The organism is Kribbella sp. NPDC051620, from assembly GCF_044453825.1.
GTDB lineage: Bacteria > Actinomycetota > Actinomycetes > Propionibacteriales > Kribbellaceae > Kribbella.
Genome location: NZ_JBITDB010000009.1, coordinates 41,504 through 57,505, shown reverse-complemented (window position 1 = coordinate 57,505; position 16,002 = coordinate 41,504). Strand labels below are relative to the sequence as shown.

Genomic DNA, 16,002 nt, shown 5'->3' with positions numbered 1-16,002 from the left:
GCAGCTGATCGCTTCGACTACATTCAGGGCAGGGAAGGTGGAGTGGCAGTCAGGCGAACAGCGCCGGTCCCCGGAATGCCGGCGCCGTGTTCAGGCCATCTACAGAGTTCCACCGCGGTAGGTGTCGCCGTAGTAGCCGCCGAGCCGGGTGCGGTAGTCGTCGTTGATGCCGGTCTCCGCGTCATAGTCCGGAGAGTCCTTGATCTGGTCCTTCGTCCGGTCGACGTACACCTTCTCCTCGACAGGATCGATCCGGTCGACGACACCGGCGGGGAGCAACACCTTGCGGCCGAAGATCCAAGGTCCGGTGTCCACCACGAGGCCAGCGGCACCGGCTTCGTAGGTCGCCTCGTCGACCTTGCCGATGTCACCATCGGTCGCGGCGATCTTGTAGCCGACCAGGTCGCTGCCTTCGGTGTAGCCAGCGGCCTCCCGGTAGGTCCACGGGTCAAACGCATCCATCGTCATTACGGATCCATCGCCTTTCTGCATGCGGTGACGAATAGGCCACATCGGCACAGGACACCCGGTACCGTAAATAGGGCATCTCGGGCCGTGTTGAGGCCGGTACCCCTCAATGTGGGCGGTATCCGTTGGTCACCGTGATTCGCGGCTGCCATCTCCGCGGCGAACGGCCCTATCGAGGCGCGTCGGAGCCGGCCAGCAACGGCGAGTGACGTCCAAGTGATTTCACGTCACCAACGCCAAGCAGAACAGCCACCTCCAATACATCGAGCCGTCGGGCTGCGGCATGAAGCCGGAGTCGACTACCAGCCGGTGATGCGGCCGGATGTGCTCGCCGGTCGGCACGTGCGGATTGCCGGTGGCCGAGACCACGATGTCGGCGTCCCGGGTCCGCCGCAGGTCGTCGCCCGCGTCGAGGCTCTCCACCCGGAGCCCCTCCTGCTGCAGCAGCCGGACCACACCGCTGCCGACGAGTCCCTGGCCGCCAACCACGGCGATCCGCGGGTTGTCCTGCGTGAACGGCCGGACCACCCGGGTGATGCCGTCCGCGGTCGCACAGGCCTGCTGAAGCGACCGATCGCCGAGCAGGCCGTCGATGTCCTTGTCCGGCGCGAGCCGCTGCACCAGCGGAGCCAGATGCTGGGGCGGTGGGTACTGCACGATGACGGCCGACGTACTCGGGTCCGCGCTGTGCCGGTCAATCAGGGCAGCGAAGTCGGCCGCGCTGGTCCGCCCGGACAGGACCTGATGATCGACCCGGTAACCCAGCTGCGAGAACGCCTTCTCCTTCTGCACGGCCGAGACTCGGGACGCCTCCATCCGGCGCTGCCATTGCCCCGGTCCGTGGGTTCCGCGGCGAATCTGATCACCGCGACCTGCTTGTTCAGCGGCGCGATCTGGTCCCGGTACGGCGCCAGCTCGGCCCGGATTGAAGTCAGCAGCTTCCCGCCGGACAGCTGCTGGGTGGGTCGAACGCTCACCGGGCCGGAAGATCGAGCGTGGCCAGCACCGCCCGGACGGATTCCAGCTCCAGCGACCGGCTCAACGCTTCTGTTTCGGCGGCCGGGAGCAGACATTGATCGGTCAGTTCGCTGTGCAACCGACTGCCATCGAATCGCACCTGTACTTCGGTGAGCGTCTCCGGCGCACCGGCTGCGTCGTACGACGAGAAGTCGCCGTGGTGGGCAAGCCAGTGGACGGAGGTCGGCTCGACGCCGAACAGGGCAGCGGCCGCCATCGCGGCACCGGCGAAGTCGCTGACCAAGCCGACGGCGTCCGGGTTCCCGGCCAGCTCCGAGAGCACGATCACCGGGCGTTCGGAGGCCGGCGCAACGACGAGGCGGCCGAGACAGTACGCGGAACCGCCCGAGCTGTGCTGCCAGCGGATCACCGCCGGCCCACCCTGTCGTACCCCACCCGGTTGTGGACTGTCGTTACTCATGCGGAGATCCTATTTCGACGGTGGGGCCTTCCACCTCTCAAGCAGGTCACTTCACCTCGTAGGCCTGGTCACCCGCTGCTCCAGTTTGTTGCCATTGGCATCGACTGCGGTCAGGCGCAGGGACAGGCCGAACTCACGTACGGCCGCCGAGCGCACCCTCACAACGGCTTCCGGACTGCAGCCAACCAGTGCGAATCCTTGCCAAGTACCTTCACTGATAACTGGCGCTCATTTTTCAATCCGACGGGACAAGAAACGAGCAATCTGGCCGCACTGCGCTCCGGTCCGAGTTCTTCGTAGAACCTCGGCAGCGCTCCGGCGAGATACCCGGTGCGGTTGGAGCACGGCCGTCCACGTCAGTCGCGTCCTGCGATCACCAGGGCGCGGGCGAGCTCTTCGGGGTGGGTCAGCATGGCCTCGTGTGGTCCGTCGCATTCCACGATGCGCGGCTCTCCCAGCCGGGCCGCCATCTCTTCGTAGAGCTCGCGTGGCACAGCGTTGTCGTCGCGCAGGAAGACGTAGCTGGACGGGAGGCCGGCACTCCAGAAGCGCGGGAGGCTGATCGGCTCGGAGAGCCAGCCGAACGGGGTGGCGACCAGCCGGTCGGTAACCGCGGCAAGTGCTTCCGGCGTGGCGCCGTTCATCAGGCGCTCGGTCCACACGTTCAGGTCCATCGGCAGGGTACGGTCCGCGCTGTGTGTGACAGCCTCCCGGTCGTGTTCGACCAAGTGCTTCGGCAGCACGTCGTGGATGGCTTCCCCGTCGCGCAGGACCCAGGCGTCTACAAAGACGACCCTTCGCGTCTTCTCGGCGAGCCGGTCCGCCGCGTACTGCACGGCGGGGCCGCCCCCGCTGTGCCCGACCAGCACCATCTCTTCGAGGTCTTGCTGCTTGATCTCGTCGATCAGCCCCTCGCCGATGGCGGTGAGGTCCACCCCGGACCGGTCGACGTCCCCCTCCTCCAAACCGCGCAGCGTGGGTGCGAACACCTGGTGACCCCCGGCGCGCAGGTGCTCCGCCACACCGTCCCAGCACCATCCGCCTTGCCATCCGCCGTGCACCAACACGAAATCCACAGGAAACTCCTTAAGCAGTAGGGATTGCGTGTTCAGGACAGGACGGCGAGGGCGTCCATCTCGACCAGCATGTGCTCCAGCGGTAGGCCGGTGAAGACCGTGGTCCGCGACGGCAGCACGCCGCTCGGGGTGCGCGGTCCGACGAACTCGGCGTAGGCCTCGTTCATCGGGGCGAAGTCGTCGCGGGTGGTGAGGTAGACGCGGAGCATCACGACGTCGTCGAAGGTGGCGCCGCCGGCCTTGAGGATCGCCTCGATGTTCTGCAGGACGCGGGTGGTCTGCGCCTTCACATCGCCCTCATGGACGAACGCGCCGGTCGCCGGGTCGAGCGAGCCTTGGCCGGACACCTGCAGGAGGTTGCCCTTGCGGACTCCCTGGGGGAACACGGGCATCGGCGCGGGGGCGTCGGTGGTGGAGATGACGGTCTTGTCGGACATCAGGTGAAGGCCTTTCCAGTGATAGTCAGTACCGTGCGTCCTCCGGATCACTGCGGGGAAGTCGGAACTCCTCCGCGGTTACCCAGATTCTCGACGTGATCGGCCGGCGCCGGCGTCTGTCGGATGTCCATCGCTGTCGCGAGCCGGGCGGCAGTGCGGGCAGACATTCGACTTATGCGGCCGGGACGGTTGTCGTCGATACCGCTCGGACAGCCACACCACCTCTGCACCGGCCTTGCGCACAGCCGTCCCTTCGAGCACAGCTGAACCAACGCAGGCATGTACCCGGCCAGGTACACCATGTGCGGAACGAGCCCGGGCTGCCGTTGCGCTGCTCTGGTCAGCACCGCTCCCCCGTGCTGTGCGCCACCACGCAGACCCCAACCTGTCGAACGACTGTCCGAAGCGACGCGACGGCGCCGAGTCCCTGTGGTCATTTGACGGAAGCGGGCGGGCCGAGCCGCACAGGACCCTGGGAGCCTGCCGCGGATGTGTGCCCGACCGGTGTCGAGGCGAGGTGGGCCGGGCCGGTGAGGCCCGCTCCAGTGAATAGAGCGTCCTATTTCAAGGGAAGATCCACATGAATGATTCCTCCGCCGGCGAGGCCGGCACGATCGTGCTCGTTCACGGCCTCTGGGTGAACTCACGCAGCTGGGAGGGGTGGAAGCAGCATTACGAGGCTCGGGGATATCGGGTGCTCACGCCGGCCTGGCCGGGGCTCGACCGCGAGGTGGAGGAGCTTCGGCGCGACCCCGCGGGGATCGCGGGAGTCGGCCTTGGTGAGGTGGTCGACCACTACGAGAACATCATCCGTACGCTGGATCGGCCGCCGATCATCATGGGCCACTCGTTCGGCGGCACCATCGTCCAGATCCTGCTCGACCGCGGGCTGGGCAGCGTCGGCGTCGCCATCGACTCCGCGGCCGTCAAGGGCGTCCTCCCGCTGCCGCTGTCGACCCTCAAGTCGACCTTCCCGGTCCTCGGGAACCCGGCCAACAAGAACAAAGCGGTCTCGCTGACGCCGGCGCAGTTCCACTACGCCTTCACCAACACGCTCACCGAGAGCCAGTCCGCCGCCCACTACGAGCGGTATGCCGTCCCTGGCTCGGCCCGCGTACTTTTCCAGGGCGCCCTCGCCAACTTCAACCCACGCGCCGCGTCCCGGATCGACTTCGGCAAGCGTCAGGCCCCGCTGCTGTTCATCGCAGGGGAGGCCGACCACCTCGTACCGCCCAAGGTCAACAAGGCCAACTGGCGGCTCGCCAGCAAGTCCGCGGCCGTCACCGACTACCAGGAATTCCCCGGACGCTCGCACTTCATCATCGGCCAGGACGGCTGGCAAGAAGTCGCCGACTACGCGCTGAACTGGGCCGAGGAGCACCTCTCCGCCCGGGTGTGACACCGACCCCTGCGCCCGCGGCTCGCGAGTACGGAGGACTACGCCGTGATCCAGATTGTTGACTCGCGCACGATTGAGGCCGGCGTGCGAGCCGAGACCATGCATGCAGTGGCCGCCAGGATCATTCCGGTGGAGCTGGATTTCCCGGAGCCGGGCCCTGTCGTACGAGGGAGGCTGGCCGACCTTGGTGAGCTGCGGATTTCCTCGATCCGATCCAATGGCCCCAAAGTTGAGCGCACCCCGATCCTGGCGCGCGACGATCTGGCACCCAGCCTGATGCTCGGTCTGCAGGTCAGCGGGTCCAGCCTCGTCGTTCAAGATGGCCGCGAAGCCGTTGTGCGCCCCGGAGACATTGTGGTGTACAGCTCGACATCTCCATACACACTGGCCGATTCCGAGGGTTACCGACAACACCAGTTCCGCATGCCGTTGGAGAGGCTGGCCCTGCCGAGGGATGTCGTGCGGCAGGTGACGGCGACGCGGCTCAGTCCCGGGCATCCGGTTGCAAGCCTGGCCGCAGGCTACTTCCGGCAGCTCGCCGGTCGGCCGGAAGCGTTCGCCGGCGCCGCGGCCGACGCGGTCAGCCGGTCGTCCATGGAACTCATCCGGGCAGTGATCAGCACGCATCTCGACGTCACCTCGGCAGCGACCAAGGCAGCATCGGAGGCCACGTTGCAGCTGCGGATCTTGGAGTACGTGCGTGCGCACCTGGGTGATCCGAGCCTCAACGCCGCTCGAATCGCTGCCGAACACCACATCTCCCGCCGCCAGCTGTACAACGTCCTCGCCGAGGGCGGCATCTCGCTCGGCGACTGGATCCGCAGCCACCGCTTGAAGGCGTGCCGAGACGAACTCGGCAGTGGCCTGTCACAGCGCGTCGCCATCGCCTCCGTGGCCCAACGCTGGGGGTTTCGCGACCCATCGAGCTTCGGGCGCCTCTTCCGCGCTGAGTACGGACTGTCACCACGCCAGTGGCGTCAAACCGCGACCAAGGCGCAACCCGACTCCGCACCAGGCAGTCATTCCTCATTTCAGTGCTCAAAGCCGGAGCGATGATCCGTAGTCTCGCTGACATCGAGGAGCCCATGTCTCAGATCGTCCTTGTCACCGGGGCTTCCAGCGACCTCGGAGTTGCCACCGCCAACGCGCTGGCACAGTCAGGCCACACCGTGTACGCCGGGCTCAACCCGGCCGACGCCCACCCGGCCGACCGGCTCACCGAGCCGAACAGCCACGACCTACGCCCCATTCCGCTGGACGTGGCCGACCAGCGCTCAGTCTCGACCGCGGTCGCCAACATCTTGACGCAGAGCGGAAGAATCGACGCGGTCGTCCACACCGTCGGCCCCGTACCCCGCGGACCACTCGAATCCTTCACCCCCTACCAACTGGCCCAGATCTACGACGCCCATGTGCTCTCCACCCAGCGCATCAACCGCTCCGTACTACCGCAGATGCGCGAACGACACGAAGGCCTCCTGGTCTGGGTGATACCGACCAATCACCAAGCCGACGGCGCGCCCTACCTCGCCCTGCACACCGAAGCAATCACGATGATCGACCACCTCGCAGCGACCTACGCCCAGGAGCTGACCGAGTTCGGCATCGAAACCACGATCATCGTCCCCGGTTTCCTGGTCCCCGAGACCGGCCCGCACGTTCGCACCATCCACCCCGACGACGCCGAGACGGTGCAAGCCTACGAAGACCGATACCCCGGCCTGATCCACCGGGTCGACACGAAACTGGCCGAACACGACCTCACAGACGCGGAGGTCGCACTCGCGGCCCAGGCCATCGCGGCCGCCGTCAGCAGCCCCAAAGGCACCCGCCCACTGAGGTACGCTCCCGGCCGATCCAGCACCGCATCCGGGTAGCGCGCCGGGTGGTAGTACGGTCCGGCCCACTGGGCCGGGTCGACGAGCCGGTGTCCGGTGTCACGGCTCGTCGTTCATCACTGTGGCGGTGCCATCTCTCCAGCGCCGCGAGCGCATCGCGAAGCAGACGTCATGGGGCTTGCCTCCTCAGTCGGGACCGCTCGGTCCGCTCGCGCGGCAACCACTGGCGCGTCAGCCCTTGAGAAGGAGGTTTGAGCAACAACATGGCTCAAGATCCGGAAGACTTTGCCGATTCTCCACAGCCGCCGGCGTATGGCGAGCACGACGCGCTCTCGGACGTGCTGCAGGCAATTCACCTGCAGGGTGGCGATGTGCGACGCCGGTCGAGCCCGGGTGAGCGGCACCCGGCCGGGGCCAGGGTGTTGCACATTGTCGATGAGGGCGGGATCAGCGTCGAGGTCGCGGGCGAAAGCAGCGTGGAACTGGGCACCGGCGACCTGGTGCTGCTCGCGCGGGGTGATGCGCACCTCGTCCGAGCGACGCCGCGAGCCAGCTGGGTGACCGGGGAGTTCCTCGTCGAGACGGTCGTCGCCGCGCCGCTGCTCGGTGTTCTGCCGCCCGCCATCGTGATCCGCGGCGGCCCGGGATCCGCAGCGTGGCTCCCGACGATCAAGGAGCTGCTCATGTCCGAGGTGACTCACCCGGCACCCGGCGCGCGCGTGATGGTGTCCCGAGCCCTCGATCTGCTCTTCATCTGGACACTGCGGTCGTGGACCGCGTCCGGCGAGGTAGGCCGGGCCGGCTGGCTGACGGCGGCGATGGACCCGGTGCTCGCACCGGTCCTGACCGCGATCCACCGAGACCCCGGTCGTGACTGGCCCGTCGACGAGCTGGCGCGGCTCACGTCGCTGTCGCGTTCTGCGTTCGCGACGCGCTTCGCCGAGTCGGTCGGGGAAACGCCTGGTTCGTACGTTCAGCGGTGCCGGCTTGGCCACGCGGCGCACCTCCTGCGCGGCACCGCCGACCCGGTCGGCCGGATCGCGGCCCGCGTGGGCTACACCTCCGAAGCCGCCTTCAGCCGGGCCTTTTCGCGCGCCTACGGCTGTTCGCCGCGGGCGTGGCGCGGAGGGACGGGTGCCGAAACGCCGGAATGAATCGGCCGGAACCGCAACGACACCGCCGGATCGGCCGACCCCGGGCCTTGCGCGCTCGCAGAGATCGATCACTGGAGTGCCTACCGCGCAGGGGTCTGACCGTAGGTCGACCATTCGTGCACAGGTATCTGCACGGTGTGCAGGATAACGAGCGCAACGGCGCCAGCGGCTGCACAGGACCCTACCGTCGATTCTGACACCACCAACGGTGTCCTCGACGGGCGGGCCACACGCCCCCTTCCGGACGACGCCGAGCTGTTCACGGCGCGCTGCCGAAGGTCGTCTCCAAGCTCGGCGCCGCTGTCGAAACCCGAACCCCTGCAAAGGATCTGTCATGACATCGAAGAAAGTACTGCCCCTGGCCGTCGCGGCTCTCACCGTCGGCGCGCTTGCGCTGGGCGTCGGTAGCGCCAGCGCCAGTAGCGCGGAAACCACGCAGAGCGACGCGAAGGTCAAACCGACGATCGTGCTCGTGCACGGCGCGTGGGCCGACGGTTCGAGCTGGTCTGCCGTGACAGCAAAGCTGCAGAGCGCCGGGTACACCGTCGATGTCGAGGCAAATCCGTTGCGCGGCCTCACAACCGACGCGCAGTACCTGCGTGATCTGCTGGCCACAATCCCTGGCCCGGTCGTGCTCGTCGGGCACTCCTACGGCGGCATGGTGACTACCAGCGCTGCCACCGGCAACCCCAACGTCAAGGCCCTCGTCTACGTGGATGCCTTCATCCCCGACCAAGGCGACAGCGTGGGCTCGCTCGCCGCCGCAGTGCCCGGCTCCGAACTGGACCCGAACAGCTCGATCGTCACGGTGCCGATCCACGACGCTGCCGGAAAGGTCGTCAACGCCGACGTCTACATCAAGCCGAATCTGTTCGCGGGCCTCTTCGCCGGTGGTATCCCTGCCAAGCAGGCCGCCGGCCTGGCTGCCACCCAGCGGCCGCTGACCGCCAGCACGCTCAGTGAGACCCTCGATGGTGTTCCGGCGTGGCAGACCATTCCGTCCTGGGACCTCATCGGTACGGCGGACAAGGTGATCCCGGCGGCGGGGCAGCAATTCATGGCGAAGCGCGCCGGTGCGCACGTCACCACGGTCGATGCGCCGCACCTGTCGATGATCTCCGACCCGGACGCGGTCACCGGCGTGATCGTCGCCGCGGCCCGCGCCACCTGCTGACCGGCCAACCGAATCGTCACTGATGTCCTGACACATCGAGTGCCACCGATGTGTCAGGACATCACACCGAGCATGTCCCCCACGGCAGCTGATGTTCGAAGGATTCCGAGACAGCTACGAGCGCGCTGTACCGGCTCTTCAGGCAGACCGATACGAGCAGTTCAAAAAGGAACAGGCCAGTTGGGACCTCGTTCGGCAGGCCACTGAAGACAACGCACCTGGTTCACGGTCGACCAGCCCAGCACCCAATTCGACAGCTTCAACGACCCACGCATCGCGCAGGTCGGGCAAGAACTCGACACCAAACTGGCCGACCTCCTCAATCACCTCGGCCTCCAGGTACCGGCCGAACTGACGCAGTACAACCTGGCAGCCCGGCTACTGGTCCTCCGACCCGGCGTCGCAAGGTGAAGCGCGGCGTCGACCAGTACAACCGCGAGGTACGCGCGTACAACGCCCGCGTGCGCGCCGACCAGCAGCGCCTCAACGCCGAGATCGCACGGGTCAATCGGCCGCGCTCTACGACCCGCTATGTCACGGTGCAGACCTCCACCATTGCGCTGTACACCGCGTACTCCCACGTCGACGAACAGTCCGAGGGGCTGGAACGCGCGCGGGCAGGAACTGGCCGACCTGGCGGAAGCCGAGACGGCCAACAGCGCCCAGCTCGCCAACACGCTTCTGGACGGCACGGCCGCCGACGCTGAGCAGATCGAGGAAACCTCCCTCACCGACGAGCTGTCGTCTCTGTCGCTTGACCTGCACAATCGTTGGGAGAGCGCCCGGTTCCCGCGCCGGCGCAGACAAGCCCGGCCCGCAGGTAGCCCAGCTTCCGGATCGACGTAGCGGCGATTGCTGATGACTACGAACATCTGTGCAGACGACTTCGGGACGCGACTTTGTCCGACTTCCCGCCCCACCGGCCGGTTCCGATATCGTCCGGCCACGGATGCCCAGGTCCAGCAGGCCGCAGGACCGCCCCCAGAGCCGCCGATGATCCAGCCGCGGCCGGCGGTATACCGGCTCGCGGCACCTTTGACCACCAGGCCTTCAACCCGTTTGGACAGCCCGGCCGGGGTGAGGGCGCAGGCCGTAGGTCTCACCCGGACACCCGCGCCGCTTGCGACGCGGGTTGATTTTCATGAGGTCAACTCCGTACCCGTGGCACGGGTCCTTTGGGTTTTCGGTCTTGTGGCGCTCCTTACGGGGTCGCGGCGGTCGGGTCGTTGGAGAGTCTGCGTAGGCCACCGCGCGACCGGCTGGCCATCAGGGCGAAGGCGAAGACCCAGGCACCGAACGCCAGGCTTGTGGTTGCCGGACCGAACCGGTCGAGCAGCACCCCGGCGATGCCGGCTCCCACTGGGAAACTGCTCCAGGCAATCAGTTTGAACGCGGTGCCCACACGACTCTGGAGGTTGTCGGGGGTGACGGACAGCTGATAGCCCAAGGACGTGATGCCGAAGACTTGTGCGGTCGCAACGAACACCGCCAGCAGTACGGCGACGATGGGCAGGACGTGGGAGAACAAGCCGATCAGAACCCACAGAACGGCCTGGGACCACATCACGCCGATGAGGATCCGGCCGAACCCGAACCTGGCTCTGAGCCGCGCAGCGATGACTGAGCCGGCAATTCCTCCGATCCCGATGCTGGAGAGTACGACGCCGATGACTGCCGCCGACGCATGTGCTCGTTGGGCGGCGATGATGACGACCAACTCCGCGCCGGCCATGGCCAGTTGCAGCCCTGCCGCAGCCGTCGCGACCGTACGGATGATCGGGTGGGACCACAGCCACCGCAAGCCGACCGCAATGTCTGAGCGCAGCTTCGTGCGGGCCTTCTCCCGCGACTGCTGGAAGTCGAGCCGAACCGCGGACAGTGCGATCGCCGAGACCAGGTAGGAGACGGCGTCGGCGATGAACGGCAAGCCACGAAAGAGCTGGAAGAGGGTTCCGCCCAATGGTGGGGCCAGCACGGCCGCCGCCGAACTGGTCGTCTGTAGCGCCGCCACCGCGGAGGTGAGCTGATTCTTCTCCACGACGTTCGGCAGGGCGCCTGCGTCCGCGGCGCTGAAGAGCACGTACAACACGCCGCCGACGAACCCCGAGACGTACAGCTGGATCGGGCTGACATGCCACAACCACAGGGCGAGTGGAATCGACAGCATGTTCAGCGCGCGGCAGCTATCGCAGATGACCATGACGCGCTTCCTGTTCCAGCGATCTGCGAGCGCGCCCGCGACGAGGCCGAACAGGAGGTACGGCAGCGTGCACACCGCCGAGACCGCTCCGGCCTGCGCCGGAGACTGAGTCAGGGCCAACATCAACAGTGGGTAGGCCAGCGTGGTGATGCCAGAACCCAGGTCGGACAACGTCTGCGCGCCCCAGATCAGTCTGAAGGCCCGATTACGCCAGATGGACGTCGGAGGCCGTGCCTCGTTGCCGGGAGTCTCGCCGGTCCGCATCGCCTTCTTTTCCATGACTTTGCGCGCCGTGAGCTAGTGCGAGTTCGGGTGTTCGGCCCGATCGAGGCGCGCCTGGAGGGACTCGACGTCCATCCCTGCCGCAGCCGCGATCGCGGTCCAGTCGGTCCCTTGTTCGCGAAGGCGACTCACCGAACTGACCAGTTGAGTGTCGACACGCTTCGCACTACGGACGAGTCCACCGAGCCTCGCCAACGCGACCTCGGCCGAAGGATCGAAGTAGGCGGCGCGACTTCGAGCGGAGTCCTCTGCGCCCGTCTCGGCGATGATCTTGGCAGACAGGTTGACGCATTCATCACAGATGAACACGCCGCCAGGACCCGCGACGAGTCGTCGCACGGTGGGCTCGGGCGTGCTGCAGAACGAGCACGACGCATCCGTGGCTGGGGTCGGGTTGAGAATCGATGACATGCGAGTCTCCTGTTGTGAGCGGATTGCCCGCAGAGCCGTCGCATAGGGCTGACCGGTCGACGCAGCCAGGGACCTGGCTCGCCGCTTGAGGTGCTTGTTCTTGGTCATGACCGTCCCTGCACTCCGACCTGCGCCCCAGCGCGCCTGCGGAATCAGAAGCGGACATCGACCCGAGGACACCTATCCCCTTTGCCCCAGATGCCGGCCTGCTGGGAACGCCGACGGGGGAGGCGCGGAACTCGCCTAGGGGAATGTTCCCCAACTGGTCAGCCATAGTCAAGGAAGGTCACCGCGAGCCAGACCAAGCAACGACTTCGGACCAAGAGAGTCGAGCGGCAAGGCAGGCTCGTGCTTGACGAGCTCAGTGAAGATGGCGGTCGGTTCCCCGTCTTCACCCGCCCAGTATCAAAGCCGCCGGCCGGGCAGCCGGAACTCCGTCCACATGCTGGCATCAGTTGAACAGCGCCGTCTGCGACACCCGTCGCGCACGACGGGCAGACCTCACGCAGCCCGCTGACCAGGCACGACACCCGCATCGCGGAGGAACCGGACACACCGCAACCCAACAGAATTCACCTTCGACCAGTCGCGCCGGCCGGGCGAGTAACGGGTCGTCGCGCCCTTGATCACCGGCCCCTCCACGCCGGTGGTCCTGAACGCGTCCAGCCATTCCCGCGCCTCGGCCTCGGCGGCTGTCACCGGTGAGAGTTGCAGCGGTGGCTGCCAGCCTGTCGCGAGGGCTTCCAGGCGGGTGCGCGCTGTCCAGCGCATCGGCCGTACGTCGACGTTGTCGACCGAGAGCAGGTCGAAAACCATGAAAGCGGCGGGTTGTGCGGGAACCAGCCGGCGCCGGGTCCCCCAGCGAGGAACGCCTGCGCCTGCTGGCGAGCTGGGCCGCAACAGTGACCACTCAGGCTCCAGCACACCAGCCGGCCGGCCAGGCCGAGAAGGAAACCCGACCATGAAGATCCTCCCCGGGCCGCGACCGCGAAGAACCCGCCCGCCCAGTTCACCGACGTCCCAATCCCGGCGACCGCGACGAGATGATCGCCGTCCTGCGCTCGGCCGTCGACCACGGCGTCACCTTCTACGACACCGCCGAGGTGTACGGCCCGTACGACAACGAAGAGTTGGTCGGCGAGGCCCTCGCACCGATCCGCGACCAGGTCACCATCGCCACCAAGTTCGGCTGGGACATCCAGGGCGGGCAGAGCATCGGGCTCAACAGCAGACCCGAGCAAATCCGCCGCGTCGCCGAAGAGTCGCTCACCAGGCTCCGCACCGATCGGATCGACCTGTTCTACCAGCACCGCGTTGATCCCGACGTGCCGATCGAGGACGTCGCCGGCACCGTGGGCGAACTCATCACCGCAGGCAAGGTCCGCCACTTCGGACTCTCCGAGCCAGCCGCAGCCACGATCCGTGCCGCGCACGCCGTCCAGCCCCTCACAGCCGTGCAGAGCGAGTACTCCCTGTGGACCCGCGACCCCGAAGACGAGGTCTTGCCCACCCTGGCCGAACTCGGTATCGGGTTCGTACCCTTCAGTCCGCTCGGTAAGGGCTTCCTCACCGGCACCGTCGACACCTCCACTACCTTCACCGACGCCGACATCCGCAACCGCGTCCCACGCTTCGAGGCCGGCAACCTCGCCGCCAACCAAGCCCTCGCCGACCACGTCAAGACCGTCGGTCTGTCCGCCGACGAGCACGCCGACCTCGACACCCTCGCCCAACGTATCGGTGTGCACGGCGATCGCTACAACTCCACCCACATGAGCTACGTCAACCGCTGAGCCGCGCCGCACCCCGAAGGGGGCAGCTCCAAAGCGAGAGCCTCACGAACGCGCTGGACCCGGCTTCAGACCGTTGTCACGCGGACTCCGGTGCGGCGGAGGGCGGCCAGCTGGTCGGGGTGGGCGCCTCGGTCGGTGAGGATGTCCGTGACGCCGGAGAGCAGGCTGATGCGGGCGAAGGTCACCCGGCCGATCTTCGAGCTGTCGGCGATCACGACGCTGCGGTGCGCCCGGCGCAGGAACGCCAGGTCGGTCTGCGCCTCCATCTCGTCGTACGTCGTGCAGCCTTCTTCCGGGGTCAGGCCGTCGACGCCGATGAAGGCGATGTCGAGGTGGTAGTTGGCGAGCATCGCCTCCGCGGCCGGCCCGACCAGCTCGTACGTCGAGCGTGCGATCCCGCCGATCAGGACCAGCCGGATCCCGGGGTGGCCGACGAGTTCGGACGCGATGTTGATCGCGTTCGTGACGACGGTGATCCCACGCCGCTGGGCCAGCGCGCGGGCCAGCTCGAGGGCGGTGGTGCCGCCGGTCATGCCGACCACCGCGCCGTCCTCGACCAGCGCCGCGGCGGCTCGGCCGATGCTGCGCTTCTCCAGCTGCCGCATCGCCGCCTTGACCCGGGTCGGCTTCTCGTCGCCTGCTTCGTTGGACACTGCTCCGCCGTGGGTGCGGACCAGTAGCTGGTTGCGGCTGAGCGTCTGCAGATCGCGGCGGATGGTCGCGCCCGAGACACCGAGCGCCGTGGCCAGCGCGGTCACGTCCACCGTGCCGTGCCGGCCGACCTGATCGAGGATCTCGCTGAACCGCTCGGACTTCCGCACAGCGGCACTGTACAACTGCGCACCAACTGCGCATTCGCTCAAGTTCCTGCGCATGTATACGAAATACTTGACCGTTAGTTTTCTTTGAAACTAACTTCGATCACATTCGCGCATGGAGTGATGCGCAACTGCGCACCACGTAAGACCTTTGGAGCAACCATGCTGAGGAGCACAAGCCACCGCACCGGCCGCACCCGGTGGAGCGCCGGACTGCTGGCCGCAATCGCGAGTCTGACCCTGGTCGCCGCCTGCGGCTCAACGGGGAACAAGCAGAGCAGCGGCGGATCGACCCAGACCAGCGGCGTCACGATCACCGTCGCGCTCGCCTCGGACGCCCCGCCCAAAGCGGCGATGGACGCCTTCACCAAACAGACCGGCATCACCGTCAACTGGGTGAACCTCGACTGGGACAGCCTGCAGAACAAGATCTCGGCGGCGGCCACGGCGAAGACGTACTTCGCCGACGCCACCAACGTCGACTGGTCCCGGGTCGGCCAGCTCGGCAAGCTCGGCTGGTTCTATCCGGTGGATTCCTACGTGGACACGAAGGCGATGCAGTCCGACGTACCGCAGCTCGCCTCGTTCACCGTCGACGGGCATGTCGTCGGCATCCCGTACGACGCCTCGTTCATGGTGACGACGGTCAACACCGACATGTTCCAGAGAGCAGGCGTCAACCCGGCTCCGCGGACCATGGACGAGTACACGACCGCGCTGAAGACGATCAAGGCGAAGGGCGTCGCCGAGCACCCGCTGAACATCCCCTTCGCGGCGGCAGAAGGACTCTCGACCTACTGGTACGAGACGACCGGCGCCTTCGGCGGCACGGTTCTCGACAAGGACGGCAAGCCGCAGTTCACCAGCCCCGACTCGGCCGGCTACAAGGCCGCCGACTGGATGGTCAACGCGCTGAAGACCGGCCTCGTGCCACCCGGCAACATCAACGTCACCGACTCACAGGGCATGCAGAACCTGATGGCCAGAGGCCAGGTCGCCAGCACCTTCTCCGACTACTCCGGCAACGTCGGCACGCTGTACAACATCAAGAAGTCGTCGTCGGTCGTCGGCAAGGTGACGTACATTCCCACGCCGGGCGCGGCAGGCCCGGCCGCGAACCTCAGCAATCCCGACGGCATCGGCATCCCGAAGCAGGCCAAGTACCCGAACGCGGCGGCGAAGTTCATCGAGTGGTTCACCGCCACCGAGCAGCAGGCCGACTTCGCCGGCGTGAACGGCCCGGAGAAGACATTCGCGACGTACCCGATCCCGTCGCACCTCTCGGCGGTCAAGCAGATGACCGCGAAGGGCAGCCTGATCGGCGGCGCGGAACTGGTACCGATGCTGCAGGGCTCCAAGCCGGTCTTCGAGGGCGGCGCTCCGTCCTGGTACCCGAAGTTCTCCAACGCGGTCTACACCAACCTGCACGCCGCGGCCACCGGGTCGATGTCGGTCGAGCAGGCGATGAAGGCGATCGCCGACACCGCCGACCAGCTGGCGTCGGGGTCGTGACC

16 protein-coding genes are annotated in these 16,002 nt (G+C 67.0%); 7 read left to right on the top strand and 9 right to left on the bottom strand.

The features are described 5' to 3' along the window. Nucleotides 1–99: 99 nt before the first annotated feature. The 5 genes from ACIA12_RS36830 to ACIA12_RS36810 form a co-directional block, all read right to left on the bottom strand. Nucleotides 100–462, bottom strand: a complete 363-nt coding sequence (locus tag ACIA12_RS36830) for a PRC-barrel domain-containing protein (protein WP_396371980.1) — start codon at nucleotides 460–462, stop codon at nucleotides 100–102. A gap of 228 nt (nucleotides 463–690) precedes the next feature. Further along, entirely contained in the window at nucleotides 691–1,284 is a 594-nt protein-coding gene (locus ACIA12_RS36825; RefSeq protein WP_396371979.1) for a tetrahydrofolate dehydrogenase/cyclohydrolase catalytic domain-containing protein, read from the bottom strand. Between the two features lie 157 nt (nucleotides 1,285–1,441). Continuing rightward, nucleotides 1,442–1,906, bottom strand: a complete 465-nt coding sequence (locus ACIA12_RS36820) for a hypothetical protein (RefSeq protein ID WP_396371978.1) — start codon at nucleotides 1,904–1,906, stop codon at nucleotides 1,442–1,444. Between the two features lie 356 nt (nucleotides 1,907–2,262). Continuing rightward, nucleotides 2,263–2,982 carry an alpha/beta fold hydrolase gene (locus tag ACIA12_RS36815; protein WP_396371977.1) on the bottom strand — a complete coding sequence of 240 codons (720 nt, stop codon included), beginning with the start codon at nucleotides 2,980–2,982 and terminating at the stop codon, nucleotides 2,263–2,265. Nucleotides 2,983–3,014: 32 nt separating this feature from the next. After that, a complete protein-coding gene (locus ACIA12_RS36810) occupies nucleotides 3,015–3,419 on the bottom strand; it encodes a RidA family protein (protein ID WP_396371976.1) in 405 nt (134 codons plus the stop codon). Between the two features lie 580 nt (nucleotides 3,420–3,999). Between ACIA12_RS36810 and ACIA12_RS36805 the strand changes: the two genes are divergently transcribed. The 5 genes from ACIA12_RS36805 (at nucleotide 4,000) to ACIA12_RS36785 (ending at nucleotide 8,984) form a co-directional block, all read left to right on the top strand. After that, nucleotides 4,000–4,818 carry an alpha/beta hydrolase gene (locus ACIA12_RS36805; RefSeq protein WP_396371975.1) on the top strand — a complete coding sequence of 273 codons (819 nt, stop codon included), beginning with the start codon at nucleotides 4,000–4,002 and terminating at the stop codon, nucleotides 4,816–4,818. Between the two features lie 45 nt (nucleotides 4,819–4,863). Next, nucleotides 4,864–5,874, top strand: coding sequence for a helix-turn-helix domain-containing protein (locus ACIA12_RS36800; protein ID WP_396371974.1), 1,011 nt, complete (start codon nucleotides 4,864–4,866; stop codon nucleotides 5,872–5,874). Between the two features lie 29 nt (nucleotides 5,875–5,903). Then, nucleotides 5,904–6,695, top strand: a complete 792-nt coding sequence (locus ACIA12_RS36795) for an SDR family NAD(P)-dependent oxidoreductase (RefSeq protein WP_396371973.1) — start codon at nucleotides 5,904–5,906, stop codon at nucleotides 6,693–6,695. A gap of 212 nt (nucleotides 6,696–6,907) precedes the next feature. After that, nucleotides 6,908–7,810, top strand: coding sequence for a cupin domain-containing protein (locus tag ACIA12_RS36790; protein WP_396371972.1), 903 nt, complete (start codon nucleotides 6,908–6,910; stop codon nucleotides 7,808–7,810). 334 nt (nucleotides 7,811–8,144) lie between these two features. After that, the gene (locus ACIA12_RS36785) at nucleotides 8,145–8,984 is read left to right on the top strand and encodes an alpha/beta fold hydrolase (RefSeq protein WP_396371971.1); all 840 of its coding nucleotides are present in this window, start codon (nucleotides 8,145–8,147) and stop codon (nucleotides 8,982–8,984) included. Nucleotides 8,985–10,185: 1,201 nt separating this feature from the next. Here ACIA12_RS36785 and ACIA12_RS36780 read toward each other — a convergent pair. The 3 genes from ACIA12_RS36780 to ACIA12_RS36770 all read right to left on the bottom strand — a co-directional run bounded on the left by ACIA12_RS36780 (nucleotide 10,186) and on the right by ACIA12_RS36770 (nucleotide 12,840). Continuing rightward, the gene (locus ACIA12_RS36780; RefSeq protein ID WP_396371970.1) at nucleotides 10,186–11,463 is read right to left on the bottom strand and encodes an MFS transporter; all 1,278 of its coding nucleotides are present in this window, start codon (nucleotides 11,461–11,463) and stop codon (nucleotides 10,186–10,188) included. An 18-nt stretch (nucleotides 11,464–11,481) separates the two neighbouring features. Next, nucleotides 11,482–11,877, bottom strand: a complete 396-nt coding sequence (locus ACIA12_RS36775; protein ID WP_396371969.1) for a ClpX C4-type zinc finger protein — start codon at nucleotides 11,875–11,877, stop codon at nucleotides 11,482–11,484. 501 nt (nucleotides 11,878–12,378) lie between these two features. Then, the gene (locus ACIA12_RS36770; protein ID WP_396371968.1) at nucleotides 12,379–12,840 is read right to left on the bottom strand and encodes a hypothetical protein; all 462 of its coding nucleotides are present in this window, start codon (nucleotides 12,838–12,840) and stop codon (nucleotides 12,379–12,381) included. 80 nt (nucleotides 12,841–12,920) lie between these two features. On the opposite strand from ACIA12_RS36770, the gene ACIA12_RS36765 reads away from it, so the two are divergent. Beyond that, nucleotides 12,921–13,670: an aldo/keto reductase gene (locus ACIA12_RS36765; RefSeq protein WP_396371967.1), complete on the top strand. Its 750-nt coding sequence runs from the start codon at nucleotides 12,921–12,923 to the stop codon at nucleotides 13,668–13,670. Between the two features lie 65 nt (nucleotides 13,671–13,735). Here the strand turns inward: ACIA12_RS36765 and ACIA12_RS36760 are convergent, their stop codons facing one another. Next, a complete protein-coding gene (locus ACIA12_RS36760; protein WP_396371966.1) occupies nucleotides 13,736–14,491 on the bottom strand; it encodes a DeoR/GlpR family DNA-binding transcription regulator in 756 nt (251 codons plus the stop codon). 159 nt (nucleotides 14,492–14,650) lie between these two features. Here ACIA12_RS36760 and ACIA12_RS36755 point away from each other — a divergent pair, with 159 nt between their 5' ends. After that, nucleotides 14,651–16,000 (top strand): ABC transporter substrate-binding protein, encoded by a 1,350-nt coding sequence (locus tag ACIA12_RS36755; RefSeq protein WP_396371965.1) that lies wholly within the window; start codon nucleotides 14,651–14,653, stop codon nucleotides 15,998–16,000. Nucleotides 16,001–16,002: the final 2 nt, after the last annotated feature.

Bases quoted from the DNA above. Each gene is read 5' to 3' on its own strand.
- ACIA12_RS36785 (WP_396371971.1), top strand. From the start codon at position 8,145: ATGACATCGAAGAAAGTACTGCCCCTGGCCGTCGCGGCTCTCACCGTC.
- ACIA12_RS36795 (WP_396371973.1), top strand. From the start codon at position 5,904: ATGTCTCAGATCGTCCTTGTCACCGGGGCTTCCAGCGACCTCGGAGTT.
- ACIA12_RS36825 (WP_396371979.1), bottom strand. From the start codon at position 1,284: ATGGAGGCGTCCCGAGTCTCGGCCGTGCAGAAGGAGAAGGCGTTCTCG.
- ACIA12_RS36830 (WP_396371980.1), bottom strand. From the start codon at position 462: ATGGATGCGTTTGACCCGTGGACCTACCGGGAGGCCGCTGGCTACACC.
- ACIA12_RS36820 (WP_396371978.1), bottom strand. From the start codon at position 1,906: ATGAGTAACGACAGTCCACAACCGGGTGGGGTACGACAGGGTGGGCCG.
- ACIA12_RS36780 (WP_396371970.1), bottom strand. From the start codon at position 11,463: ATGGAAAAGAAGGCGATGCGGACCGGCGAGACTCCCGGCAACGAGGCA.
- ACIA12_RS36770 (WP_396371968.1), bottom strand. From the start codon at position 12,840: ATGGTCGGGTTTCCTTCTCGGCCTGGCCGGCCGGCTGGTGTGCTGGAG.
- ACIA12_RS36765 (WP_396371967.1), top strand. From the start codon at position 12,921: ATGATCGCCGTCCTGCGCTCGGCCGTCGACCACGGCGTCACCTTCTAC.
- ACIA12_RS36805 (WP_396371975.1), top strand. From the start codon at position 4,000: ATGAATGATTCCTCCGCCGGCGAGGCCGGCACGATCGTGCTCGTTCAC.
- ACIA12_RS36775 (WP_396371969.1), bottom strand. From the start codon at position 11,877: ATGTCATCGATTCTCAACCCGACCCCAGCCACGGATGCGTCGTGCTCG.
- ACIA12_RS36755 (WP_396371965.1), top strand. From the start codon at position 14,651: ATGCTGAGGAGCACAAGCCACCGCACCGGCCGCACCCGGTGGAGCGCC.
- ACIA12_RS36810 (WP_396371976.1), bottom strand. From the start codon at position 3,419: ATGTCCGACAAGACCGTCATCTCCACCACCGACGCCCCCGCGCCGATG.